The following is a 25,701-nucleotide window of genomic DNA, read 5'->3' as shown; positions in this document are numbered from 1 at the left end:
AGGCCGCATTCGCGGCGATTTCCACTCATGAAAAAACATTTCAATCGCTTGGGCGTGCGCTCTGCAACGGCCCTGGCTGCTATGGTTTTAGCTGCGCAAGCGGCATGGGCATTGGAGCCCTTCAAAGTTCAAGATATCCGCGTCGAGGGTTTGCAGCGAGTGGAGCCCGGTACGGTGTTCGCCTCCATGCCTTTGCGCGTGGGCGATGACTACAACGACGAAAAGGGCGCGGCTGCCATTCGTTCACTGTTTGCTCTGGGTCTGTTCAAGGACGTGCGCCTCGAAGCCAATGGCAATGTGCTGGTGGTGGTTGTGGAAGAGCGTCCCACCATTGCCGAGGTGAACTTTGCCGGCACCAAGGAGTTCGACAAGGACACTCTGCTCAAGGCCATGCGTGACGTGGGCCTGGCCGATGGCCGTCCTTTCGACAAGGCCTTGGCCGACCGTGCCGAGCAGGAGCTCAAGCGCCAGTACATCAACCGCAGCCTGTATGGCGCTGAAGTGGTGACCACGGTGACGCCTATCGAGCGCAACCGAGTGAACCTGACCTTCACCGTCTCCGAAGGTGAGCCGGCCAAGATCAACGAAATCCACATTGTGGGCAACAAGGCCTTCAAGGAATCGACGCTCAAGGACCTGTTTGACCAGGACACAGGCAACTGGATGAGCTGGTACACCAAGTCCGACCGCTACGCTCGCAACAAGCTCAATGCCGACCTGGAGTCGCTGCGCTCCTACTATCTGCAGCGAGGCTATCTGGAGTTCCGTGTGGAGTCCACCCAGGTTGCCATCTCTCCGGACAAGCAAAATATCGGCTTGACCGTGAATATTCACGAAGGCAATCAGTATGTGGTCTCCGGTGTGAAGCTCGAAGGCAACTACCTGGATCGTGACGACGAGTTCAAGTCGCTGGTCAAGATCAAGCCCGGTGAGCCCTATAACGCCGACCAGGTTTCCGAGACCGTCAAGGCGTTTACCGACTATTACAGCAATTTCGGTTTTGCCTTCGCCAAGGTGGAGGCCGTGCCCGAAATCGATCGCGCCAACAATCGTGTGGCCATCGTGTTGCAGGCACAGCCTTCGCGTCGCGCCTATATCCGTCGCATCAGCGTCAGCGGCAACAACAAGACCCGCGACGAAGTGATTCGCCGCGAGTTCCGTCAGTTCGAGGCCTCCTGGTATGACGGCCAGAAGATCAAGCTGTCGCGCGACCGTGTGGACCGTCTGGGCTTCTTTACCCAGGTGGACATTGAAACCCAGGAAGTGCCCGGTTCTCCCGATCAGGTTGATCTGATGATCAATGTGGTTGAGAAGCCCACCGGCTCGATCCAGCTGGGCGCAGGTTTTTCCAGCGCTGAAAAGGTCTCGCTGTCCTTCGGCATCAAGCAGGAAAACGTGTTCGGCTCGGGCAACTACCTGGGTCTGGATGTCAACACCAGCAAGTACAACCGCACCATGGTGGTGTCGACAACCAATCCGTACTTCACGGATACCGGTATCTCGCGCACCTATGACCTGTACTACCGCACCATCCGTCCCTACTATGACGATGGCGCCTACAAGATCATCACCAAGGGTGCCAGCGTGCGCTTCGGTGTGCCCTTCAGCGAAGTGGACACCATCTTCTTCGGTGCCGGTGTTGAAGGCAATGAGATCAAGCCTGGCACCTACATGCCGGCGGTCTATAACGAGTATTGCGGTGGTCTGTCTGGCCAGAACATAGGCTGCTCCAAGACTGGTATCCCTCTGACTCTGGGATGGTCTCGTGATAACCGCGACAGTGCCCTGGCACCCAATGCCGGTCGCTATCAGCGTGTGAATCTGGAAGCCTCGTTCATGAGCGATATGCGCTATGCGAAGGCCAACTACCAGATTCAGCAATATATTCCGCTGAACAAGAAGTACACGATTGCCCTGAACGGCGAGCTGGGCTGGGGCAAGGGCCTGGGCGGCAATCCCTATCCTATTTTCAAGAATTTCTATTCGGGTGGTTTGGGTTCGGTGCGTGGCTTTGAGCAGGGCTCTCTGGGGCGTCGTGACTCAGTGAATACCAATCTGGCCTTGGGTGGTACGCGCAAGCTGACTTTGAATAGCGAATTCATGGTCCCGTTCCCAGGTGCCGGTAATGACAGAACACTGCGTCTGTTCGGCTTTGTGGACGTGGGTAATGTGTGGGCGGAAGGTGAAAGCATGGATCTGGGAACCTTGCGTGCTTCCACCGGTATCGGTATTAGTTGGATTTCGCCGCTGGGCCCTCTGCGTTTGGCGTATGCTCAGCCAATCCGTAAGGAAACCGGCGATAGAATCCAGAAACTGCAATTCCAAATCGGAACATCTTTCTAATGAAATCTCTCTCTAGCCATCTTTCTTTGGCTGTGCTGCTTGGCGCCATGGCCGTCTCTGCGCATGCACAGGAATTCAAGGCCGGTTTTGTGAACACGGATCGTATCTTCCGTGAGGCATCCGCTGCCAAGGCTGCCCAAGCCAAGCTTGAGCAGGAGTTTTCTAAGCGTGAAAAGGATTTGGTCGATCAGGGCAATTCCTTGAAGAACGCCTCGGACAAGTTCGAGCGTGAAGCTACCACCATGTCCGAGAGTCAGCGTGCTTCGCGCCAGCGTCAGCTGGTGGATCAGGATCGTGAATTCCAGCGCAAGCGCCGTGAATTCCAGGAAGACCTGAACGCTCGCAAGAACGAAGAGCTGGCCACCGTGCTGGATCGTGCGAACAAGGTTGTCAAGCAAGTGGCCGAGACTGAAAAGTACGACGTCATCCTGCAAGAGGCCGTGTATATCAACCCCAAGTTTGATATCACCGACAAGGTCATCAAGGCCCTGAACGGCGCAAAGTAATCCCAAGGATACTTTTGTGAGCGTTCTATTGGGACAGATTCTCGATGCGCTCGGTGGAGAACTGATCGGCGGCGAGCGCGAGATGCCTATCTCGCGCATCGCTCCACTGGACTCTGCGGGTCACGGTGATCTGAGCTTTTTAAGCAATCCCCGCTATCGCCAGCAACTGGCCGCCTCACAGGCGGCCTGTGTCATTGTGGCGCCGACGATGCGTGATGAAGCGGCGCAGCGTGGCGCCTGCATTGTCACGGCCGATCCTTATGCCTATTTCGCGCGTGCCACCCAGTGGTGGAAGGCGCACCAGCAGGGCTGCAGGCCACGCGGCATCCATGCGAGTGCGGTGGTGGATGTCACGGCCCAGGTGCATGAAAGTGCCTATGTGGGGCCGCAATGTGTGGTGGAAGCAGGCGCGGTCATCGGTGCCGATACGGTGCTGAAATCGCGCGTCACCATCAGCCAGGGCTGTGTGCTGGGCGAGCGCTGCGTTCTGCATCCCGGTGTGGTCATCGGTGCCGACGGCTTCGGCTTCGCGCCCTCGGCGGGCCAATGGGAAAAGATAGAGCAACTGGGGGCCGTGCGCATCGGCAACGATGTGGAAATCGGCGCCAACACCTGCGTGGATCGTGGGGCACTTGATGACACCGTCATTGAAGATGGCGTCAAGATCGATAATCTGGTGCAGATTGCCCACAATGTGCACATTGGTGCGCATACGGTGATTGCCGGCAATACCGGTATTGCCGGCAGTGCGCGCATCGGCAAGCGCTGCCAGATTGGTGGAGCTGCCAATATTCTGGGGCATTTGACGATTGCGGACGGCACGGTGATTTCGCCGACCTCCATGGTCACTCGCTCCTTGCCCAAGGCAGGTTTTTATACAGGCATCTTTCCGTTGCAAGAGAACGAGCAATGGGAAAAGAACGCTGCAACCTTCAGGCAGTTGTACACGCTCCGGGAGCGGGTCAAGAAGCTTGAACAAGCGCTGGCAGAGGGCCGGCAAAGCAACAACGGAAATTGATGATGGATATTCAAGAAATTCTCAAGCAACTGCCTCACCGCTATCCCTTTCTTCTGGTGGACCGGGTGCTGGAGCTTGAGCGCAACACGCGCATCAAGGCGATCAAGAACGTCACCTTCAACGAGCCGTTCTTCACCGGGCATTTCCCCGGTCGTCCGGTCATGCCCGGCGTGCTGATTCTTGAAGCTCTGGCCCAGGCTGCCGGCTTGCTGGCCTTCGACGCCATGGGTCAGGTGCCTGATGAAAACAATATCTACTACTTCGTGGGCATCGACTCGGCACGCTTCAAGCGCCCCGTGGTGCCGGGAGATCAGCTGGCTCTGGAGATTACCATCGACCGCGTGCGCGGCGGCATCTGGAAGTTCAACGCCGTCGCCAGCGTGGATGGCGAAGTGGCCGCTGAAGCCCAGCTGATGTGCACCATGCGTCACGTGGGATAAGCGTTGATGGCGGCTGTGAGCTTGATTCATCCCACCGCCGTGGTGGACCCTGCGGCTCAGCTTGACACCTCGGTGTCGGTGGGGCCGTATGCCGTCATCGGCCCCAGCGTACGCATTGGCGCCGGCAGCAAGGTGGGCGCGCATTGCGTGATCGAAGGCAACACCACCATTGGTGAAGGCAACCACATCTTCCAGTTCGCTTCGCTGGGTGCGCAGCCCCAGGACAAGAAGTATGCGGGCGAGCCCACGCGTCTGGTGATCGGTGATCGCAACACGGTGCGCGAGTTCTGTACATTCAACACGGGCACCACGCAGGACCGCGGCGAGACCACCATCGGCAATGACAACTGGATCATGGCCTATGTGCACATCGCGCATGACTGCATCATCGGCAACCAGACCACGCTGGCGAACAACACCACGCTGGCAGGCCATGTGCATGTCGGCGACTGGGTGACCATCGGTGGGCTGACCGGCGTGCTGCAGCGCATGCGCATCGGCGCGCACGCCATGGTGGGCTTTCAGGCCCATGTGAACAAGGATGTGCCGCCCTTCATGACGGTGGACGGCAATCCGCTGGCCGCGCGCAGCGTGAATCTGATCGGCCTCAAGCGCCGCGGTTTCTCGGATGCACGCATTGCCGCGGTGCGCGAGATGCACAAGCTGCTGTACCGCCAGGGTCTGACGCTGGAGCAGGCCATCGCGGCCATGGATGCGATCAAGTCGGCAACGCCCGAAGCCGTGCAGGACGTGGACTTCATGCAGTCCTTTCTGGCATCGGCAACCAGTGGCATCACACGTTGATAGCAGCTTGCGCTGTCTCCATCTGGATTTGAGTCGTGAATAGCCCTGAAATGCCCAATAAGCAAGCGCAAGCTGCTGCAGACTCCGTAGCGCCCAGCATTGCCATGGTGGCAGGCGAGGCCTCTGGCGATCTGCTGGCTTCGCTGTTGCTGGACGGTCTTCGTCAGCGCTGGCCCGATGCGAGCTCCATGGGCATAGGCGGCGACAGAATGCAGGAGCGCGGCTTCGATGCTTGGTGGCAGTCAGAGCGCCTGGCCGTGCACGGTTACAGCTGGGAAGTACTGGCGCGCGTGGCCGAGTTGCTCGGTATTCGCAAAAGGCTGCGTCAGCGCCTGATTGCGCATCCGCCCTCGGTCTTCGTCGGTGTGGATGCCCCCGACTTCAATCTGGGGCTGGAAACCAGCTTGCGTGAAGCCGGAGTCAAGACCGTGCACTTTGTCTGCCCGTCGATCTGGGCCTGGCGTGCCGATCGTGTGGAGAAAATCCGCCGCGCGGCCGACCATGTGCTGTGTATCTTCCCGTTCGAGCCCGAACTGCTGGCTCAGCATGGCATCGAAGCCACCTACGTCGGTCATCCGCTGGCGCAGGTGATTCCGTTGCATCCTGATAGAGCCGCCGCGCGTGCGCGCCTGGGTCTGGCCGAAGAGGGGCTGGTGCTGGCCTTGCTGCCTGGCAGCCGCCGCTCCGAGGTGCGCTACATTGCCTCGGGCTTTTTCAAGGCGGCAGCGCTGGTCCAGAAGGCATTGCCCCAGACCCGCATCGTCGTGCCTGCCGTGCCTTCGCTGTACGAAGAGGTGCAGCGCATTGCGGCCGAGGCCGGCATGCAGGGCAAATGTCTCATCGTCAAGGGCCAGTCCCACGATGTGCTGGCAGCCTGCGACTGCACGCTGATTGCCAGCGGCACCGCCACGCTGGAGGCGGCGCTCTACAAGCGCCCCATGGTCATCAGCTACAGCATGCATCCCTGGAGCTGGCGCCTGATGAAGCGCAAACAGCTGCAGCCCTGGGTGGGGCTGCCCAATATTCTGTGCGGCGATTTTGTCGTGCCCGAGCTGCTGCAGGATGCGGCAACACCCGAGGCGCTGGCCCAGGCCGCACTGGGTTGGCTTAGAGCCAGCCAGGATTCTCCTGCCACCATTGAAGCGCTGGTTGAGCGCTTCACCGCGCTACATCACGAACTGCGCCGCGATACCGCCGAACTGGCTGCCCATGCGATCCAAAAAATCATTGCCACCCCCGCTGCTTGAGCAAGGCTGCCTGCCCTGGCATCCGCCCGGGCTGGTCGCAGGGGTGGATGAGGCAGGGCGCGGCCCGCTGGCTGGTCCGGTGGTGGCTGCCGCCGTCATCCTGGACGATCTGAAGCCCATTGCCGGGCTTAACGACTCCAAGAAGCTCACGGCCAACCGCCGCGAGGTGCTCTATGACGAAATCCGTGCCAAAGCGCTGTGCTTTTGCATAGCGCAGGCCTCGGTGCAGGAGATTGACGAGATCAACATCCTCAAGGCAACGCTGCTGGCCATGCGTCGCGCGGTGATGGGCTTGCGTCTCAAGCCCGTGCTGGTGCTGGTGGATGGCAACCAGCTGCCGCAGATCGATGTGCAGGCCGAGGCCATCGTCAAGGGGGACTCGCTGGTGCAGGCCATTTCTGCTGCGTCCATTTTGGCCAAGGTCACGCGCGACCGCTGGTGCGAACGCCTGGATGCCCAGTACCCGCAGTATGGCTTTGCTGGCCACAAGGGCTATGGCACGGCCGCGCACCTGCAGGCCTTGCGTGCCCATGGTGCGACGGCAGAGCACAGGCGCTCCTTTGCCCCCGTGGCTCAGGTGCTGCAGGCCGGCCAGGTGTGTGCAGGCGGCACGGCGCAGCCTGTGCTGTGCGAGACCGGGCTGTCGGGTGTGACATCCAGCCTGCTGATGTCGCAGGCATCGCTCTACGTCTGATGCGCGCCTGATAGACATTGTCTGCATTCCCGAGTGCGGTGCAGGGCCGCCTCGGGCGTTCTATCTTCTTGTTTCAAGCTCGGTCAGGCGCTTGCATGCCGGGTTTTTGTTTTTTCTCAGAGGTCGACATGGCTGCACGCCCCCAGGTCACGGATATTCATTCGCGTGACAACGCTTTCGTCAAAGAACTGCGCCGCCTGTCCCAGGACAGCACGGCCTACCGCAAGCAGGGCCAGGTCTGGCTGGAAGGCGATCATCTTTGCCGTGCGGCCCTGGTGCGCGGTCTCAAGCCCAAGGTGGCGGTGTTTGCGCAGTCGTTCTGGCCTCAGGCGCCCGAAGAGTGGGTGCTGGCGGCCAGCAAGGTCGTGGTGCTGGCCGATGCCTTGTTCGACGAGATCAGCAGTCTGGAATCTCCTGCCCGCATGGGCTATGTGATGGACTGGGATGCGGGTGTGCAGGTGCAGCCGGGCGTTGCCACCGTGGTGCTGGACCGCGTCCAGGATGCCGGCAATGTAGGCAGTATCTTGCGCAGTGCTGCGGCCTTTGGTTTTACCCAGATCGTGGCGCTCAAGGGCACGGCCGCACTGTGGAGTCAGAAGGTGCTGCGCGCCGGAATGGGGGCTCACTTCGGCCTGCATCTGGTCGAGGCGGCCTCGGTCGATGAGGTGCAAGGCCTGCAAGTCCCCCTGGTAGTGACCAGCTCCCATCAGGGGACATTGATCCATGAGGCCGATCTGCCATGGCCCTGTGCCTGGGCCATGGGCCATGAAGGGCAGGGCGTGGGCGAGGCGCTGATGGAGATGGCGCGGCACCGCATCAGCATTGCGCAGCCCGGAGGTGAGGAGTCACTCAATGTGGCCGCTGCAGCCGCGATCTGCCTGCATGCGAGCAGCGTAAGCATGCTACGCCGTAGAGGGTAATCCCGGGGCGCTTCAAAGGGGTGAAGCGGAGAGAGCCTATAATGGGCGGCTTTCAAGCATTCCTTCATACGCCTAGCGACGCTTCCTCGCCATTCCCTGCAGACACAAATGTCCCAGCGCACACGCCGGGGCTTCGTTGGGCGTAACCGTAATTAAAAAACCGGAGAACCCAGTGCTTTTGTCTCTCAAGGGAAATTTCCCATCCGCCATTCTGGCGCTCGCAGACGGCACGGTCTTTATTGGCAACTCGATTGGTGCGCAAGGCACCACTGTTGGCGAAGTCGTTTTCAACACTTCGCTGACCGGCTACCAGGAAATCCTCACAGACCCCAGCTATTGCCAGCAGATCGTGACGCTCACGTATCCGCACATCGGCAACTACGGTGTCAATCCTGAAGACGTCGAAGCTGACAAGATCCATGCCGCAGGTCTCATCATCAAGAACCTGCCTTTGCTGGCCAGCAACTTCCGAAGCACCCAGACGCTGTCCGAGTACCTGACCGAAGGTAAGACCGTCGCCATCGCCAACATCGACACCCGCAAGCTCACGCGACTGCTGCGTGATCACGGCGCGCAGAACGGCGCAATCGTGGGTCTGGCCGCTGGTGAGGAAGTCACCCAGGCCAGGATCGACGAGGCCATCGCCGCAGCCAAGGCCGCACCCAGCATGAAGGGTCTGGATCTGGCCAAGGTCGTGACCACCGACAAGTCCTATCCCTGGACCGAGACCGAGTGGAAGCTGGGCGAAGGCTACGGCAAGCTCGAAGCGCCCAGGTTCAAGGTCGTGGCCTATGACTTCGGCGTGAAGAAGAACATTCTGCGCATGCTGGCCGAGCGCGGCTGCGACGTGACCGTGGTGCCCGCCCAGACGCCTGCCAAGGATGTGCTGGCCCTGAATCCGGATGGCGTGTTCCTGTCCAACGGCCCTGGCGACCCAGAGCCTTGCGACTACGCCATTGCCGCTGTGCAAGAGATCATGGCCGCCAGGAAGCCTCTGTTCGGCATCTGCCTGGGTCACCAGATCATGGCTCTGGCCTCCGGTGCCAAGACCTTCAAGATGCAGAACAGCCATCACGGTGCCAACCACCCCGTCAAGGACCTGGACACCGGTCACGTCAGCATCACCAGCCAGAACCACGGTTTTGCGGTGGAGATCGAGTCGCTGCCCGCCAATGCCCGCGCCACGCACATCAGCCTGTTCGACGGCACGCTGCAAGGTCTGGAGCGCACCGATGTGCCTGCCTTCTGCTTCCAGGGTCACCCCGAAGCATCGCCCGGCCCCAACGATATCGGCTATCTGTTTGACCGCTTCACAGCGCTGATGGAGAAACACAACAATGCCTAAGCGCAACGACCTTAAAAGCATTCTGATCATTGGCGCCGGTCCCATCGTGATCGGTCAGGCCTGCGAGTTTGACTACTCTGGCGTGCAGGCCTGCAAGGCCCTGCGCGAAGAGGGTTACAAGGTCATCCTGATCAACAGCAACCCCGCCACGATCATGACCGACCCGGCCACGGCCGACGTCACCTACATCGAGCCCATCACCTGGCAGACGGTCGAGAAGATCATTGCCAAGGAGCGTCCCGATGCCATCCTGCCCACCATGGGCGGCCAGACCGCGCTGAACTGCGCGCTGGACCTGTGGAAGAACGGCGTGCTGGACAAGTACAAGGTCGAGCTGATCGGTGCCAAGCCCGAAGCCATCGACAAGGCCGAAGACCGTCTGAAGTTCAAGGACGCCATGACCAAGATCGGTCTGGGCTCCGCGCGCTCCGGCATCGCCCACTCCATGGACGAAGCCTGGGCCGTGCAAAAGCAGATGGGCTTCCCCACCGTCATCCGCCCCAGCTTCACGCTGGGCGGCACCGGCGGCGGCATTGCCTACAACCCCGAGGAATTCGAAACCATCTGCAAGCGCGGTCTGGAGGCTTCGCCCACCAACGAGCTGCTGATCGAAGAATCCCTGCTGGGCTGGAAAGAGTACGAGATGGAAGTGGTGCGCGACACCGCCGACAACTGCATCATCGTCTGCTCCATCGAAAACCTGGACCCCATGGGCGTGCACACCGGTGACTCCATCACCGTGGCGCCGGCCCAGACACTGACCGACAAGGAATACCAGATCATGCGTAACGCATCTCTGGCCGTTCTGCGCGAAATCGGTGTGGACACGGGCGGCTCCAACGTGCAGTTCTCGGTGAATCCCAAGGACGGTCGCATGATCGTCATCGAGATGAACCCCCGCGTCTCGCGTTCCTCGGCACTGGCCTCCAAGGCCACGGGTTTCCCCATCGCCAAGATCGCTGCCAAGCTGGCCGTGGGCTTCACGCTGGATGAGCTCAAGAACGAAATCACCGGCGGCAAGACCCCCGCTTCGTTCGAGCCCTCGATCGACTACGTGGTCACCAAGATCCCGCGTTTCGCCTTCGAGAAGTTCCCCGCTGCCGACAACCGCCTGACCACACAGATGAAGTCCGTGGGCGAAGTGATGGCCATCGGCCGTACCTTCCAGGAGTCCTTCCAGAAGGCCTTGCGCGGCCTGGAAGTGGGCGTGGACGGCATGAACGAAAAGACCCAGGACCGCGAAATCCTGGAAAAGGAACTGGGCGAGCCCGGTCCCGACCGCATCTGGTACGTGGGCGACGCTTTCGCTGCCGGCTGGTCGCTGGACGAAGTGCACAACATCACCAAGATCGACAAGTGGTTCCTGGTGCAGATCGAAGAGATCGTCAAGATCGAACTCGACCTGGACAAGCTGTACGAAGAAAAGGGCGAGGGTGCTCTGGCGGCTCTGGATGCCCAGACCCTGCGCGCCCTCAAGCAAAAGGGCTTCTCCGATCGCCGCCTGGCCAAGCTGCTGCACACCAGCGACAAGGCCGTGCGCGAAGCGCGCAAGGCGCTGAAAGTGCGCCCCGTGTTCAAGCGCGTGGACACCTGCGCGGCCGAGTTCGCTTCCAACACCGCATACATGTACTCCACGTATGACGAAGAGTGCGAAGCAGCTCCCACGGACAAGAAGAAGATCATGGTGCTGGGCGGTGGCCCGAACCGTATCGGCCAGGGCATCGAGTTTGACTATTGCTGCGTGCACGCCGCCATGGCCATGCGCGAAGATGGATACGAAACCATCATGGTTAACTGCAACCCCGAGACCGTGTCCACCGACTACGACACTTCCGATCGCCTGTACTTCGAGCCCCTGACGCTGGAAGACGTGCTGGAAATCGTGGACGTGGAGCAGCCTGAAGGCGTGATCGTGCAGTACGGCGGCCAGACGCCTCTGAAGCTGGCCCTGGGCCTGGAGCGCGAAGGCGTGAAGATCATCGGCACCACGCCCGACATGATCGACGCCGCCGAGGACCGCGAACGCTTCCAGAAGCTGCTCAACGAACTGGGTCTGCGCCAGCCTCCCAACGCCACTGCGCGTACCGAAGCCGAAGCCCTGGAAAAGGCTGCCGGCCTGGGTTACCCCCTGGTGGTGCGTCCTTCCTATGTGCTGGGCGGCCGTGCCATGGAAATCGTGCACGAGCAGCGCGACCTCGAGCGCTACATGCGCGAAGCCGTGAAGGTCTCCAACGACTCTCCCGTGCTGCTGGATCACTTCCTGTCCAACGCCATCGAGTGCGACGTGGACTGCGTGCGCGACAAGACCGGTGCCGTGTACATCGGTGGCGTGATGGAGCACATCGAGCAAGCCGGCGTTCACTCCGGTGACTCCGCCTGCTCGCTGCCCCCTTACTACCTGAAGGCCGAAACCGTCGCTGAGATCAAGCGCCAGACCGCAGCCATGGCCGAAGGCCTGCATGTGGTGGGCCTGATGAACGTGCAGTTCGCCATCAAGGAAGCGGACGGCCAGGACGTGATCTACGTGCTGGAAGTGAACCCCCGTGCCTCGCGCACCGTGCCCTTCGTCTCCAAGGCCACTGGCGTGCAACTGGCCAAGGTGGCTGCACGCTGCATGGCCGGCGATACGCTGGCCGAGCAGGGCATCACCAAGGAAGTCACACCGCCTTACTTCAGCGTCAAGGAAGCTGTGTTTCCGTTCGTGAAGTTCCCTGGTGTGGACACCATCCTCGGCCCCGAGATGAAGTCCACCGGTGAAGTCATGGGCGTGGGCAAGACCTTTGGCGAAGCCTTTGTGAAGAGTCAGATGGGCGCTGGCGTGCACCTGCCTGCCGAGGGCAAGGTCTTCCTGTCGGTGAAGAACAACGACAAGACCCGTGCCGTGGCCGTGGCCAAGGAGCTGGTTGCCATGGGCTACAGCCTGTGCGCTACACGCGGTACGGCTGCAGCGATTGCGGAAGCTGGCCTGGAAGTGCAAGCGGTCAACAAGGTGACTGAAGGCCGCCCTCACATCGTGGACATGATCAAGAACGGCGAAATCGCCCTGGTCATCAACACCGTGGAAGAGCGCCGCAACGCCATCGCCGACTCGCGCCAGATCCGTACCAGCGCACTGCTGGCACGTGTGACCACCTTCACCACCATCTTCGGCGCGGAAGCCGCCGTGGAAGGCATGAAGGCCATGCGCGGCAATCTGGACGTGCACTCGGTGCAAGAGCTGCATGCCATGCTGACCAAGGCCTGAAAAGCCTGACGCCCGATGCAGCCCGCAAGGGCTGCCGGGTTTTTACCGCACTTGTGCCGCAGCAAACACGGCATAATCTGCGGTAATGTATTTGAACCGCCGCGCGGCAACGTGCGGCGGTTTGCTTTTGGGGCACAGGCCCCTGTTTGACGTTGTCACTCAGGCCTGTGCGAGAGGTGCCGCGCTGGGCGCGGCGTTTGCTGAATTTGGAGACTCGATCATGGCCACCATCCCAATCACCAAGCGCGGAGCAGAAAAGCTCAAGGTGGAACTGCAACGCCTGAAGACTGTGGATCGTCCCGCGGTCATTCAAGCCATTGCAGAGGCCCGTGCCCAGGGTGACCTGAGCGAAAACGCCGAATACGAATCCGCGAAGGAGCAGCAGGGCTTCATCGAAGGTCGCATCATCGAGGTCGAAGGCAAGCTGTCTGCCGCGCAGGTGATCGATCCTACCGAGCTGGATGCAGGCGGCCGCGTGGTGTTCGGTGCGACCGTGGACCTGGAAGATGAAGACAGCGGCTCGGCCGTGACCTACCAGATCGTGGGTGAGGACGAGGCCGATCTCAAGCACGGCCTGATCAATGTGTCCAGCCCGATTGCCCGCGCCCTGATCGGCAAGGAAGAGGGCGATACCGCCGTGGTGCAGGCACCGGGCGGCGAGCGTCGCTACGAGATCGTAGGCGTAAAGTACATCTAATCACCCCTGAGGCGCTGCGCGCCTTCCCCTCTCTCTACGTGCTTCGCGCTGTGGGAGGGGGCGATGCCCTTGCCTGGGCGGCCCCGCCGCGAGGCGGCTCTTGCTCGGCATCTCTGGTTTGCGCTCTGCCATGCTGAAATTTCACCATGATGTTTGAACGCTTGCCTGTTTTCTTTGCGGCTCTGTGGTGGGGCAGCCTGTCGGCCATCGGCTTTGTGGCCGTACCCATGCTGTTTGCCCATCTGCCCACGCCGGCTCTGGCGGGCTTCATGGCAGCCAAGCTGTTTGCGGCGCAGACCTGGATATCGATAGCGTGTTGCGCTCTTTTGCTGGTGTTTTCAAAGCGGAAACATGCTGAAAAGCTTGAGCAATGGGCGCAAGCAGCTATCGGTTTTGTTATCACAGGCATGCTGCTGGCCCTGCTGGTGCAGTATGGCGTATCGCCGAAGATCGTGGCGCGCGAGAACCTCAGGCTCTGGCACAGCGTTGGCATCGGCATGTATGCGCTGCAGTGGCTGTGCGCCGCCATCGTGCTGTGGCGTGTGGCGGGTGCTCGCAAGCCGGCTTGATCCAGTGCAAGCCCGGTTCGTCTGCGGGGAGTACACTGCCGAAGCCATGGAATCTCAAATCGTAAAAATCGACGCGACCGAATGGAGCAATGTCCAGGGGCGCGATGAATGGACTGCTGCCGTCGAGGCCGGCAAGGTGCTGTACTTTCCCCAGCTGAGCTTTCAGCTGACCGAGCAGGAAAAAGCGCTGTTGCGCCCCGATGTGCGCGATCCCAAGACGCGCAATATCAGCCTCAATGTGGATGGCTCGATCAAGGGCGTGGCGGGCGACGAGGCCATGCAGGCGCAGGTGGCGGCCATGATCGGACGCTTTCGCGAGCAGGCCACGGCGCTGATCGCAGGCCTGTTCCCGGCCTATATGCCGGTGGTACGCATGGCACCCACCAGCTACCGCCCTTCGCAGGTGGAAACGCGGGCGCAGTCCTGGCGTGCCGACGACAAGCGCATGCATGTGGATGCCTTTCCTTCGCGGCCCAACTATGGCGAGCGCATTCTGCGCGTCTTCACCAATGTCAACCCGGATGGCCAGCCCCGGGTCTGGCGAGTGGGCGAGCCGTTCACCGATGTGGCCAAGCGTTTTGTGCCGCGTGCCAAGCCCTACAGCGCCTGGCAGGCCAAGGCGCTGGAGCTGCTGCATGTGACCAAGTCCTATCGCAGCGAATACGACCATCTGATGCTGCAGCTGCATGACGGCATGAAGGGCGATCCTGACTATCAGAAAAATGCTCCCCAGGAAACCGTGCCTTTCGCGGCAGGTTCCTCCTGGGTGTGTTTCTCCGATCAGGCAGTGCATGCCGTCATGTCGGGGCAGTACATGCTGGAGCAGACCTTGTTTCTGCCACCAGGCAGTGAATACAATCCCGCGGCCAGCCCGCTGTCGATTCTCTCGCGCATGAAGGGGCATCCGCTGGTCGATGCCAAATATCGCTGATCCATCGGTCAGGCGAGCACAAAAAAGGCGTTGAACCTCGCGGTCAACGCCTTTTGTTTTTGAGGCTGCAACTGCAGCCGTCTCTCAGCCCCAGGCCTTCTCGATCCACCTGGCGGGCTCGATATGGCGAAAGCGCTTGTTGCGGCGGCCTTCCAGGGCATCGGGCGGGTTCACTTCGCCGTGGAAGATCACGATGCGCGCATCGGCCGGCGGTACCGGCTCCTTCCAGTAGTTGCTGGGCCAGGCCGGAATGCAGTAGTACTTGAAGCTGGGGCACCAGGCTGCAGGCCAGTAGTCGAGCTTGCCCTGCTTGTGCAGAAAGTGCGACAGATACTCCTGCTCGTTGCGGTACTTGCCGCGCATCTCTTCGGTGTGCGCACGGAAATGCTCCAGCACATCGGCATGGGCGCCCAGCTTGAAGCGGTAGACCGAAGAGTTGCCGACAATGCGTTCGCCAAAGCGCCAGAAACGCGGATAGTCGTGAATGATGCGGAAGTCACCGGGCAGCGTGAAGAACTCGTCAAGGCTGCCCACAATCACCACGTCCAGGTCCAGGAACAGCGCCTGACCCTTGAGGCCATGCAGGTCGCGCTCGAAGGTGGTGAGCTTCTTCCAGGCGCCGTCACGCTGGCCGGGCGCCAGGTGAATGTTCAGGTCGGGGATGGAAAAGCACTCCACTTCGGAGCGAATCCCCTCTGTGCTGTCGGTCAGGCAGACAAAGCGAAAATCTCCGCTGAGATGGCGGCGCACCATGGCATAGAGTCGGTTGACGTACTCCGGGCCGTATTTGGTGCCCCATTTCATGCAAAGAATGTGGCGTTGCTGCTGTGTGATCTGAGCCATGGCTTGGTGGTCTGGGCGAAGAAAAAAGGCGGTTGGGCGGGCAGACAGGGCGGATCGGCAGATCAGTCCTGACGGCCTTTCTTGACCGACTTCTGCTTGGGCTTGGCGCGCTTGATGGTGCCGCCGGCGGTCAGGCGCTGGTTGCCGAGCACGCGCAGCTGCTTGACTTCGGGCTTCTGGCCGGCGCGGCCGAACTTGAGCACCTTGACGTCGCGAGGACCGGGCATGCGGTCTTCGTCAAAGGCCTTTTCCTTTTCGGGAATAGGGCGCCACAGCACCAGCAGCTTGCCGATGTGCTGGATGGGAGCCGCGTTCAGCTCGTCGCAGAGTTGTTGATAGATCTGCTCGCGGGCTGCACGGTCGTCGCCGAAAACGCGGACCTTGATCAGACCATGGGCATTGAGTGCGGCGTCCACTTCCTTTTGAACGGCAGTGGTCAGACCATCGCCACCGATGAGGACGACGGGGTCCAGATGGTGGGCTTCGGCGCGGTGTTCCCGGCGCTGCGCGGGAGTTAATTCAATTTGGGGCATACCCGTATTATCAAGGCTGCGAGAATTCAGGCATGAAAACGAAAACCAAAAGCAAGAAGGTCAATAAGAATTGGCTGCACGATCACATCAATGACCCGTATGTGAAAGCTGCCCAAAAGGACGGCTATCGTGCGCGCGCGGCCTACAAGCTCAAGGAAATTGACGAGTCGCTCAAGCTGATTCAGCCCGGTCACACCGTGGTGGACCTGGGGTGCGCGCCCGGTGCCTGGAGTCAGTATGTGCGCCGTCGTCTCTCGCCCAGCGGTGCGGCCGTGGGCGAACTCAACGGCCGCATCATCTCGCTGGACCTGCTGCCCATGGAGCCTATCGAGGGCGTGCATTACATCCAGGGCGACTTTCGTGAAGAGGCGGTGCTGGCGCAGCTTGAAGAGGCCATGGGCGGTGGCAAGGCCGACGTGGTGGTCTCGGATATGGCGCCCAATCTGTCGGGCCATGGAGCCACGGACGGGGCGCGGGTTGCGGTGCTCATCGAGATGGCCGTCGATTTTGCGATCAACAACATGAAGCCCGAGGGGGCACTGGTGGTCAAGCTTTTCCACGGCAGCGGCTATAACGAGCTGGTGGATCTTTTCAAGCAGACCTTCAAGGTGGTCAAGCCCATCAAGCCCAAGGCTTCGCGTGACCGGTCTGCCGAGATTTTTCTCGTGGGAATGGGTCTCAAGCAGGGCTCTTGACGGAGTTGCCGGCTTGCATAGGGGCATTTGACCTCATGGTTTGCTGCAGCAAACCAGTGAAACTGATAGCGCAAAGCCTTGATAAAACACAGGCTTAGGGCCGATTGCCTGCAGGGCCATACCTTGCCTATGGCCGCTATAGGGGGAAATAGGCGTCTTTGGCGCTTGAAACACCTAAAATGAACCTCAACTAGGTCTGGAGTCCCCTCCGGGCCTTTACGTCTGAATATTCCATTGGAGCCCCGCTTGAACAATCAGTGGTTTTCAAAAGTCGCCGTCTGGCTGGTCATCGCCATGGTGCTGTTTACGGTGTTCAAACAGTTTGACACCCGAGGTGCTGGCGGTGCCTCTCATGTTGGCTACTCGGAATTCCTGGAGCAAGTGCGCAACAACCGTATCAAGAGCGCCACCATTCAGGAAGGTGGCGGCGGTACCGAGGTCGTAGCCACCACCACCGATGATCGCAAGATCCGCACCACGGCCACCTACCTCGATCGCGGTCTGGTGGGCGACCTGATCAACAACAACGTCAAGTTCGATGTCAAGCCGCGTGAAGAAGGCTCGCTGCTCATGACGCTGCTCGTGAGCTGGGGTCCCATGCTGCTGTTGATCGGCGTATGGGTGTACTTCATGCGCCAGATGCAGGGTGGCGGCAAGGGCGGCGCCTTCAGCTTCGGCAAGTCCAAGGCGCGCATGCTCGACGAGAACAGCAATACCGTCACCTTTGCCGATGTGGCTGGTGCCGATGAGGCCAAGGAAGAAGTCAAGGAAGTTGTGGACTTCCTCAAGGACCCCAACAAGTTCCAGAAGCTCGGCGGTCGCATTCCCCGCGGTCTGCTGCTGGTCGGCCCTCCCGGTACCGGCAAGACGCTGCTGGCCAAGTCCATCGCGGGCGAAGCCAAGGTGCCTTTTTTCTCGATCTCGGGTTCCGATTTCGTTGAAATGTTCGTCGGCGTGGGCGCGGCCCGCGTGCGCGACATGTTCGAGAACGCCAAGAAGAATGCGCCTTGCATCATCTTCATCGACGAAATCGACGCCGTCGGCCGCCAGCGCGGCGCCGGCATGGGCGGCGGCAACGACGAGCGCGAGCAGACTCTGAATCAGATGCTGGTCGAGATGGACGGTTTCGAGACCAACCTCGGTGTGATCGTGGTGGCGGCAACCAATCGCCCCGACATTCTCGACGCCGCCTTGCTGCGCCCCGGTCGCTTCGACCGTCAGGTCTATGTGACGCTGCCCGATATCCGCGGCCGCGAGCAGATCCTGAACGTGCACATGCGCAAGATTCCCGTGGGCCAGGACGTGAACCCCGCCATCATCGCGCGTGGCACGCCCGGCATGTCGGGTGCCGACCTGGCCAATCTCTGCAACGAAGCTGCGCTGATGGCGGCACGCCGCAATGCGCGCACCGTGGAGATGCAGGACTTCGAGAAGGCCAAGGACAAGATCATCATGGGCCCCGAGCGCAAGACCATGGTCATGCCCGAGGAAGAGCGCCGCAATACGGCCTATCATGAAGCTGGCCATGCCCTCATCGGCAAGCTGCTGCCCAAGTGCGATCCCGTGCACAAGGTCACCATCATCCCACGCGGTCGCGCACTGGGCGTGACCATGAGCCTGCCCGAGAAGGACCGCTACTCCTATGACAAGGAGTACATGCTCAACCAGATTGCCATGCTGTTTGGCGGACGTATCGCCGAAGAAGTGTTCATGAACCAGATGACGACTGGTGCCTCGAACGACTTCGAGCGCGCGACCCAGATCGCCCGCGACATGGTGACGCGCTACGGCATGAGCGATGCCCTGGGCACCATGGTCTACTCCGAGCAGGAAGGCGAGCCTTTCCTGGGCCGTACCTTCAGCCGAGGCTCCAATCTGTCCGAGTCCACCATGCAGAAGGTGGACGACGAAGTGCGTCGCATCATCGACGAGCAATATGCGCTGGCGCGCAAGCTGATCGAAGACAACAGCGACAAGATGCACGCCATGGCCAAGGCCATGCTGGACTGGGAGACGATCGACGCCGAACAGCTCAACGACATCATGGCAGGCAAGGAGCCTCGTCCTCCCAAGGACTGGACGCCTCGCAATCCGCCCTCGTCGGATGGCGGCAACTCCTCTGGAGGCAATCCCGCATCGAATGCTGAGCCTTCACCGACTACGGCTTGAGTGCCAAGTCTCCGCAACAAAAGGTCCCTCAGGGGCCTTTTGTTTTTGCATTCTCAGATATCGGAAGATCTATGTCGCAACAGTGGCAAACCTCGCGTTTTCTCTTGCAGCTCGACAAGCCCCAGGTCATGGGCATCGTGAATGTGACCCCGGATTCCTTTTCCGACGGCGGCAAGCATGCCGGGGTATCCCTGGCCATGGCCCATGCAGAGCTGCTGCTGGCGCAGGGCGCGCATATTCTGGATATAGGCGGCGAGTCCACCAGGCCGGGCTCACCTGCGGTCAGCCTGGAGGATGAGCTGGCGCGTGTTCTGCCCGTGCTGCGCGAAGCCGTCAAGCTCGATGTGCCCATCTCCATCGATACCTACAAGCCCGAAGTCATGGCGGCAGCCCTGGATCTCGGGGCCGACATCATCAATGACATCTGGGCGCTGCGCCAGCCCGCCGCCTTCGAGGTGGTGAGCCGGCACGACAGCTGTGGCGTGTGCCTGATGCATATGCACAAGACCCCGCAAGACATGCACATGGAGCATATGCAGGGCGATGCCGTGGTTCAAGTGCGGGACTTTCTGCTGCAGGCGACGCAGCCCTTGCTCGATGCAGGCGTCGCGCGCTCGCGCATCGCCTGGGATTACGGTATTGGCTTCGGCAAGAGCGTGGTACAAAATTTTGCCTTGCTTGCACATCAGCGTGAGCTGCTGGGCCTAGACTTCCCCCTGCTGGCGGGCTGGTCGCGCAAGGGCTCCCTGGGGCAGGTGACCGGCCTGCCTGTGGATCAGCGCATGGTGCCCAGTGTGGCCGCGGCATTGCTGGCGGTCGAGCGTGGGGCCAGAATTGTGCGTGTCCACGATGTGAAGGATACGGTGGCTGCGCTGGCAGTCTGGCAGGCCATGCGTGATGCGCAGGCGACAGAGTATTGAATCTAAAAAGGACAACGAGAATATGGCACGACAGTATTTCGGCACCGACGGGATTCGCGGAACGGTGGGCAAGTCGCCCATCACGCCTGATTTTGCCCTGCGCCTGGCGCATGGCGTGGGGCGCGTGTTGCGCCGCACGCAAGAGCGTCCTCTGGTGCTGATCGGCAAGGACACCCGCATCTCTGGCTACATGCTGGAGAGCGCGCTCGAGTCGGGCTTCAACTCTGCCGGTGTCGATGTCATGTTGCTTGGCCCCTTGCCGACACCGGGCGTGGCCTATCTGACACGCGCCCAGCGCGCCAGTCTGGGGGTGGTGATCAGTGCCAGTCACAACCCGTTTTATGACAACGGCATCAAGTTCTTCAGTGCCGAGGGCACCAAGCTGCCTGATTCCTGGGAAGAGGATGTGGAAGCCGCTCTCAAGGAAGATCCCGTCTGGGTGGATTCAGCCTCTTTGGGCAAGGCACGGCGTCTGGCCGATGCCGCAGGCCGTTATATCGAATTTTGCAAGAGCACCTTCGATCACAGCCTGTCGTTGCGCGGCCTGAAGATCGTCGTGGATGCGGCCCATGGCGCGGCCTATCAGATTGCTCCCAAGGTCTTTCACGAGCTGGGTGCCAATGTGGTGGAAATCGGCTGCTCCCCGGACGGCCTGAACATCAATGAGGGCGTTGGTGCGACCCATCCCGAAGCATTGGTGAGGGCAGTGCGTGCCAACAATGCCGACTATGGCGTGGCGCTGGACGGCGATGCCGACCGTCTGCAGCTGGTCGATGCGCAAGGCCGTCTCTACAACGGCGACGAGCTGCTCTATCTCATGGCGGCCGATCGTCTGGCGCGCGGCGACGTAGTCAGCGGCGTGGCGGGAACCCTGATGACCAATATGGCGGTGGAGCAGGCGCTCAAGGCGCAGGGCGTGGGTTTTGTCCGTGCCAAGGTGGGAGACCGCTATGTTCTGGAAGCGCTCAATGCCAAGGGCTGGCAGCTGGGCGGCGAAAGCTCGGGCCACCTGCTGGCGCTGGACAAGCACACGACCGGTGACGGCCTGGTCAGCGCACTGCAGGTGCTGCAGGCCTGCGTGCGCTCGAAGAAGACCATTGCCCAGTGGCTGGAGTCCGTGAAGCTGTTCCCCCAGGTCATGATCAATGTGCGCTTGCAGCCGGGACAGGACTGGAAGAGCAACGCCAAGCTGCCTGGTGAGCAGGCAGCGGTCGAAAAGCTGCTGGGCAGTGACGGCCGTGTGCTGATCCGTCCCAGCGGTACCGAGCCCCTGGTGCGAGTCATGGTCGAGGCCAGGAGTGCGGACATGGCCAGCAACTGTGCCGAGCGTCTGGCCGAGGTGGTCAGGGCCAGCTGAAGCTGCGCAAACCCTGATGACTGTCATGAACAACGATGACAGTCATCTTTTGGTCATCTAATTGTCATAAACCATGGGCAGACTGCGGACATGCCCTCAGGGGCGCTTCAAGCTTTCGCAGGCTGCAGCCACATGTCCCAATCCGTACCTGGTTCCGATTCTTTCTTTTCCGCTTCCATCACTTCATCTTCAGGGCAGGATCCGGCTGCAGTTTCCCCAGTGACCTCGCAGACCGATAGTCAGGCGCATGAGGCGGGACCTGCATCCCTGGGTCTGGCGCATATCTCGCTTGTGCCTTCCGTCACGACGGCGGCCGTCAGCTCCGCGAGCGAACCGGCTGCAGTTGCGCAAGCCCGGGCGGCCGGGCACCATGGTGTGCCCGGTGCCGTTGCGACACCGGCCCCTGCCAAAGCGCCGCGCCGACGCCGAGCGGCGTCCAAGAACGAGGTAGCCATGCCGCCTGTGATCGAGCCGACCCTGGAGCTGCTGGACCGCGATCAAAGCATTCTGGTCTTCAATGAGCGCGTGCTGAACTGGGCCGAGCGCGAGGATGTGCCGCTGCTCGAGCGCCTGCGCTATCTGTGCATCGTGTCTTCCAATCTCGACGAGTGGTTCGAGGTGCGCTGTGCACCTCATGTCTCGGCCGCCAAGGTGGGTGATGAACAGGGGACGTACTCGCGCGCCAGCTTCGAGCGACTGATGACCACGGCCCACGGCTTGGTGGCCAAGCAGTACCAGCTCTATAACCAGTCCATCATTCCCGCGTTCGACAAGCATGCGATTCGCCTGGTTTCTCACGGCGAGCGCAGCGTGGCGCAGCGTAAATGGGTGCGCGACTACTTTATGCGCGAGGTGCAGCCCCTGCTGATGCCGGTGGGACTGGATCCGTCGCATCCCTTCCCGCAGGTCGCCAACAAGGCCCTGAATTTCATCGTGCGCCTCAATGGTGTGGATGCCTTCGGGAGGGCCAATGAAGTGGCCATCGTCAAGGTGCCGCGTGCCTTGCCGCGCCTGATCCGTCTGCCCGAGAAGATCTCGGGCAAGCAAAAGCTGTTTGTCAGCATCTCCAGCGTGGTGCGTGCCCATCTGGCCGAGCTGTTCCCGGGGCGCGAAGTGTCGGAGTTCTCGCAGTTCCGTGTCACCCGCCACTCCGATCTGGCCGTGGATGAAGACGATGTGGTTGACCTGCGCATGGCCCTGCGCCAGGGCCTGCACCACCGTCACTACGGCCAGGCCGTGCGTCTGGAGGTGTCCTCGTCCTGCTCTGTGGTGCTCTCTGACCTGTTGCTGGAGCAATACGGCCTGCCGGCCGAGGCGCTGTTCCGCGTCAAGGGGCCGGTGAATCTGGTGCGCCAGATGCAGCTGATCGATCTGGTCGACGACCCGGCCTTGCTGTTTCCCAAGTGGAAGCCGGCCTGGCCCACGCAGCTCGTGCCCGGCCGCTCCATCCTGGCGCAGATGCGCAAGAGCGACATCATCATCCATCAGCCCTTCGAGAGCTTCGATGGCGTGCTGGAGTTGCTGCGCGAGGCCGTCAACGACCCGCAGGTCCTGGCCATCAAACAGACCATCTACCGCACGGGTACCGACTCCGAGATCATGAGCCTGCTGGCCGAGGCCGTGAGCCGCGGCAAGGAAGTGCTGGCCGTGCTGGAGCTCAAGGCGCGCTTTGACGAAGAGGCCAACATCAACTGGGCGGAAAAGCTGGAGTCGCTGGGCGTGCAGGTGGTGTACGGCGTGGTCGGCCTCAAGACCCACGCCAAGATGCTGCTGATCACGCGGCGCGAAAAGCGCAACAACCAGCTCAAGCGCTATGCCCATCTGTCCACGGGCAACTACAACGCCCGCAGCGCGCGTCTGTACACCGACATCAGCCAGCTGACCTGCAATGACGAGATCACGGCCGATATGGATGCGGTGTTCCGCCACCTCTCCAGCCACAACACCATGCCCAGGCTGCAAAAGCTGGTCATGGCGCCCTTCCATCTGCAAAACCGCATGCTGGAGCTGATCGGCCTGGTGGCCGCCGCAGCGGCGCGGGGCGAGAAGGCGCGCATGGTGCTCAAGATGAACGCACTGACTGACGAGCCGCTGATCCGCGCTCTGGTCGAGGCCGGTCGCAAGGGCGCGCAGATCGATCTCATCGTGCGCGGCTCCTGCATGCTGCCGGCCCAGCGCCCGGGCGTGACGGACAATATTCGCGTGCGCTCCATCATCGGCCGTTTCCTGGAGCATTCGCGCGTTTTCTACTTTGCCTGGGGCCAGGAGGAAGAGCTGCTGCTGTCCAGCGCCGACTGGATGAATCGCAATATGCTCAGCCGTGTGGAGCTGGCCTGGCCGGTGCTGGACAAGAAGCTGCGCCAGCGCGTGATTGACGAGTGCCTGGTGGCCTATCTGGGCGATGACCGCGATGCCTGGACGCTGGATGCTTCGGGCGCTTACCAGAAGCCCGAGCGTCCCCTGGAGGGCAAGGGGGCCCAGCAGGCGCTGATGGTGCGCTACGGCGGCAAGAGCCTCTGAGTTATCAAAAAAAGGAGCTGATTGCGCTTGTTTTCCAAGGATTTCAGATGCTTTTCATACTGAAATCGTTATCTGACAGGCGCGTGCAGCTCTCTTTTTGAAGGCTGAATGCAAAAAAGGGACTGCCTCGCAGTCCCTTTGTCTTTGCCATGCGGCTGCATGGCCGGTCGCATCAACGCAGCTGCAGTTTGAGGCTCCAGGGCGTCTTGCTCCAGGCCATGGCTTCCTCTTCCAGCAGGCGTGCGGATTGCGGATAGGTCAGCATCCAGCCCGAAGGGGTTGAGAGCCTGCATTCCGAACCCGAGCGCTTGATCTGCATGCCTTTCATGTCCGGCTCGCGGCGGGTGTGGCACAGCTGCACGGCGATGCGCAGCGCCATCAGCGGCAGGGCCAGCTGGGGCTCGCCGATGGCGTCCTCCAGCTTGCGCAGCTTGCCCTGGTGACCCAGCACCAGTTGGCAGATGCGCTGGCGCAGCTCGGGCTCCCAGGTGGCCAGGCCGCAATGCTCGACAATGTAGGCGCCGTGACGGTGATAGTCGCTCAGGGCCACGCGCATGCCGATCTCATGCAGTTGCGCGGCAATGGCCAGGGCCTGAGTGCTCAGCGGTGCGGTTTCTGCGGGCAGGATTTGCTGGCATAGCTGGGTGGCAATGCGCTGCACGCGCTGGGCATGGGGTACGTCCACGCCGAAGTCCAGTTGCAGCGCGCCGACTTCCGCGGCTTCCTTGTCGGCAGGGGGCTCATGGTCGAGCAGGTCGTGCAAAGCTCCCTGGCGCAGTGCGCCCTGTGCGACTTCCAGCTCGGTAATGCCCAGCAGGTCGACCACGGCCATCATCACGCTGATACCGCCTGCGACCACCGGGCGGCGATCTTCCTTGAGGCCCGGCATGCGCAGGCGCTCCACATGACCGATGTCCAGCAGCAGCTCGTAAAGGTAGCGCAGCTTGGCAGGCGTGATCACCTGCCCGTCCAGGCCCTGGGCCGTGAGAGCGTCCGCCACGGCGTTGGCCGTGCCGGAGGAGGCATAGGCGCAGTCCCAGGCCGTGCCCGGGTAGGCGAACTGGGCCTGGGTCAGGCATTGCTTGGCGGCGGCAACGGCGGCCTGGAAGTTGGCCTTGTTCAGTGCACCGTCGCTGAAGAAACGGCTGCTCCAGGAGACGCTGCCCAGTGCGAACGATGCCACTTGCAGAGGCTGGCTGTGCTGGCCGATGATGATTTCGGTGGAGCGTCCGCCAATGTCGATGACCAGGCGCTTTTGCTGGCTGGGCGGCAGCGAACTGGCCACGCCGCGATAGATCAGCCGAGCTTCCTCCTCGCCGGCAATGACTTCGATGGGAAAGCCCAGCAACTGGCTTCCACGCGTCACGAATTCGTCGGCATTCAGTGCCTCGCGCAGAGTCTGGGTGGCTACAGCGCGGACATGCGAGGCATCAAAGCCCCTGAGGCGCTCGCCAAAGCGAGCCAGGCATTCCCAGCCACGCTCCATGGCTTCGCGGGAGAGTTCCTGGCGCGAGTTCAGGCCATTGCCCTGGCGCACGGTTTCCTTGAGGTATTCCACACGCTCGATGCGTTGATGCGAGCCGATACGGCCTATTTCAAGGCGAAAACTATTGGAACCAAGGTCTACGGCGGCAAGAAGCGATTCAGGAGCCATTTCTGAGCCAATCAATGCGTTGTTGTTATGCGGGTTGGGGCGCGGGCAGAGCATGAGTGTGGTGGAACTGGCGACACATGCACTGGGCAGTGGAATATGCAATACGGGCCGTCATCGAGCTTGTGGGGCGCTGGGTTCAACCTCTGCCAAGTCAGGTATTTGCCGGGTTGGGCCGCTGGAGTGTGGTCATGCTGTGTGACAGACTATGTCATACATTGCTGGCGATCAGACTCCAGCCTTGCGACAAGCTGT

The 25,701-nt window shown here is 61.2% G+C and carries 21 protein-coding genes; 18 read left to right on the top strand and 3 right to left on the bottom strand.

Annotated features, from left to right (window positions below):
* Nucleotides 1-27 precede the first annotated feature (27 nt).
* From bamA to CTR2_RS18780, 13 genes are all read left to right on the top strand, one after another.
* Nucleotides 28-2,343 (top strand): outer membrane protein assembly factor BamA, encoded by a 2,316-nt coding sequence (bamA, locus tag CTR2_RS18840; protein WP_087081910.1) that lies wholly within the window; start codon nt 28-30, stop codon nt 2,341-2,343.
* Nucleotides 2,343-2,849, top strand: a complete 507-nt coding sequence (locus CTR2_RS18835) for an OmpH/Skp family outer membrane protein (RefSeq protein ID WP_087081913.1) — start codon at nt 2,343-2,345, stop codon at nt 2,847-2,849. The genes bamA and CTR2_RS18835 overlap by 1 nt, the downstream gene beginning before the upstream one ends.
* Before the next feature lie 16 nt (nt 2,850-2,865).
* Nucleotides 2,866-3,867: a UDP-3-O-(3-hydroxymyristoyl)glucosamine N-acyltransferase gene (lpxD, locus tag CTR2_RS18830; RefSeq protein WP_087081915.1), complete on the top strand. Its 1,002-nt coding sequence runs from the start codon at nt 2,866-2,868 to the stop codon at nt 3,865-3,867.
* Nucleotides 3,867-4,307 (top strand): 3-hydroxyacyl-ACP dehydratase FabZ, encoded by a 441-nt coding sequence (gene fabZ / locus CTR2_RS18825; RefSeq protein WP_003053425.1) that lies wholly within the window; start codon nt 3,867-3,869, stop codon nt 4,305-4,307. The genes lpxD and fabZ overlap by 1 nt, the downstream gene beginning before the upstream one ends.
* Nucleotides 4,308-4,322: 15 nt before the next feature.
* Nucleotides 4,323-5,111 (top strand): acyl-ACP--UDP-N-acetylglucosamine O-acyltransferase, encoded by a 789-nt coding sequence (gene lpxA / locus CTR2_RS18820; RefSeq protein ID WP_176391616.1) that lies wholly within the window; start codon nt 4,323-4,325, stop codon nt 5,109-5,111.
* A 50-nt stretch (nt 5,112-5,161) separates the two neighbouring features.
* Complete coding sequence (lpxB, locus tag CTR2_RS18815; protein WP_087081919.1) at nt 5,162-6,358, top strand: lipid-A-disaccharide synthase; 1,197 nt, start codon at nt 5,162-5,164, stop codon at nt 6,356-6,358.
* Complete coding sequence (gene rnhB / locus CTR2_RS18810) at nt 6,321-7,052, top strand: ribonuclease HII (RefSeq protein ID WP_087081921.1); 732 nt, start codon at nt 6,321-6,323, stop codon at nt 7,050-7,052. The genes lpxB and rnhB overlap by 38 nt, the downstream gene beginning before the upstream one ends.
* A gap of 128 nt (nt 7,053-7,180) precedes the next feature.
* Nucleotides 7,181-7,972, top strand: a complete 792-nt coding sequence (locus tag CTR2_RS18805) for a TrmH family RNA methyltransferase (RefSeq protein WP_087081923.1) — start codon at nt 7,181-7,183, stop codon at nt 7,970-7,972.
* A 172-nt stretch (nt 7,973-8,144) separates the two neighbouring features.
* Entirely contained in the window at nt 8,145-9,317 is a 1,173-nt protein-coding gene (gene carA, locus CTR2_RS18800) for a glutamine-hydrolyzing carbamoyl-phosphate synthase small subunit (protein ID WP_087081925.1), read from the top strand.
* Nucleotides 9,310-12,561 carry a carbamoyl-phosphate synthase large subunit gene (carB, locus tag CTR2_RS18795; RefSeq protein ID WP_087081927.1) on the top strand — a complete coding sequence of 1,084 codons (3,252 nt, stop codon included), beginning with the start codon at nt 9,310-9,312 and terminating at the stop codon, nt 12,559-12,561. Before carA ends, carB begins: the two co-directional genes overlap by 8 nt.
* Before the next feature lie 220 nt (nt 12,562-12,781).
* Entirely contained in the window at nt 12,782-13,258 is a 477-nt protein-coding gene (greA, locus tag CTR2_RS18790; protein ID WP_003053437.1) for a transcription elongation factor GreA, read from the top strand.
* 149 nt (nt 13,259-13,407) lie between these two features.
* Nucleotides 13,408-13,827, top strand: coding sequence for a DUF4149 domain-containing protein (locus CTR2_RS18785; protein WP_087084514.1), 420 nt, complete (start codon nt 13,408-13,410; stop codon nt 13,825-13,827).
* A 46-nt stretch (nt 13,828-13,873) separates the two neighbouring features.
* Nucleotides 13,874-14,758, top strand: a complete 885-nt coding sequence (locus CTR2_RS18780; RefSeq protein ID WP_087081929.1) for a Kdo hydroxylase KdoO — start codon at nt 13,874-13,876, stop codon at nt 14,756-14,758.
* Between the two features lie 84 nt (nt 14,759-14,842).
* Here the strand turns inward: CTR2_RS18780 and CTR2_RS18775 are convergent, their stop codons facing one another.
* Both CTR2_RS18775 and CTR2_RS18770 read right to left on the bottom strand, forming a co-directional pair.
* Nucleotides 14,843-15,601: a glycosyltransferase gene (locus CTR2_RS18775; RefSeq protein ID WP_176391617.1), complete on the bottom strand. Its 759-nt coding sequence runs from the start codon at nt 15,599-15,601 to the stop codon at nt 14,843-14,845.
* A gap of 62 nt (nt 15,602-15,663) precedes the next feature.
* A complete protein-coding gene (locus CTR2_RS18770; RefSeq protein ID WP_003067342.1) occupies nt 15,664-16,134 on the bottom strand; it encodes a YhbY family RNA-binding protein in 471 nt (156 codons plus the stop codon).
* Between the two features lie 32 nt (nt 16,135-16,166).
* Here CTR2_RS18770 and CTR2_RS18765 point away from each other — a divergent pair, with 32 nt between their 5' ends.
* From CTR2_RS18765 to ppk1, 5 genes are all read left to right on the top strand, one after another.
* Nucleotides 16,167-16,829: an RlmE family RNA methyltransferase gene (locus CTR2_RS18765; protein ID WP_003053442.1), complete on the top strand. Its 663-nt coding sequence runs from the start codon at nt 16,167-16,169 to the stop codon at nt 16,827-16,829.
* Nucleotides 16,830-17,075: 246 nt separating this feature from the next.
* Nucleotides 17,076-18,998 carry an ATP-dependent zinc metalloprotease FtsH gene (ftsH, locus tag CTR2_RS18760; protein ID WP_087081933.1) on the top strand — a complete coding sequence of 641 codons (1,923 nt, stop codon included), beginning with the start codon at nt 17,076-17,078 and terminating at the stop codon, nt 18,996-18,998.
* A gap of 71 nt (nt 18,999-19,069) precedes the next feature.
* Nucleotides 19,070-19,918, top strand: coding sequence for a dihydropteroate synthase (gene folP, locus CTR2_RS18755; protein WP_087081935.1), 849 nt, complete (start codon nt 19,070-19,072; stop codon nt 19,916-19,918).
* 22 nt (nt 19,919-19,940) lie between these two features.
* Complete coding sequence (glmM, locus tag CTR2_RS18750) at nt 19,941-21,275, top strand: phosphoglucosamine mutase (protein ID WP_087081937.1); 1,335 nt, start codon at nt 19,941-19,943, stop codon at nt 21,273-21,275.
* Nucleotides 21,276-21,728: 453 nt separating this feature from the next.
* Nucleotides 21,729-23,795 (top strand): polyphosphate kinase 1, encoded by a 2,067-nt coding sequence (ppk1, locus tag CTR2_RS18745; RefSeq protein ID WP_087084515.1) that lies wholly within the window; start codon nt 21,729-21,731, stop codon nt 23,793-23,795.
* Nucleotides 23,796-23,967: 172 nt separating this feature from the next.
* Here the strand turns inward: ppk1 and CTR2_RS18740 are convergent, their stop codons facing one another.
* Nucleotides 23,968-25,449, bottom strand: a complete 1,482-nt coding sequence (locus CTR2_RS18740) for a Ppx/GppA phosphatase family protein (protein WP_087084516.1) — start codon at nt 25,447-25,449, stop codon at nt 23,968-23,970.
* Between the last annotated feature and the right edge of the window lie 252 nt (nt 25,450-25,701).

The organism is Comamonas thiooxydans (assembly GCF_002157685.2).
Lineage (GTDB): Bacteria > Pseudomonadota > Gammaproteobacteria > Burkholderiales > Burkholderiaceae_C > Comamonas > Comamonas testosteroni_H.
This window is presented reverse-complemented; position numbering and strand designations above follow the sequence as displayed.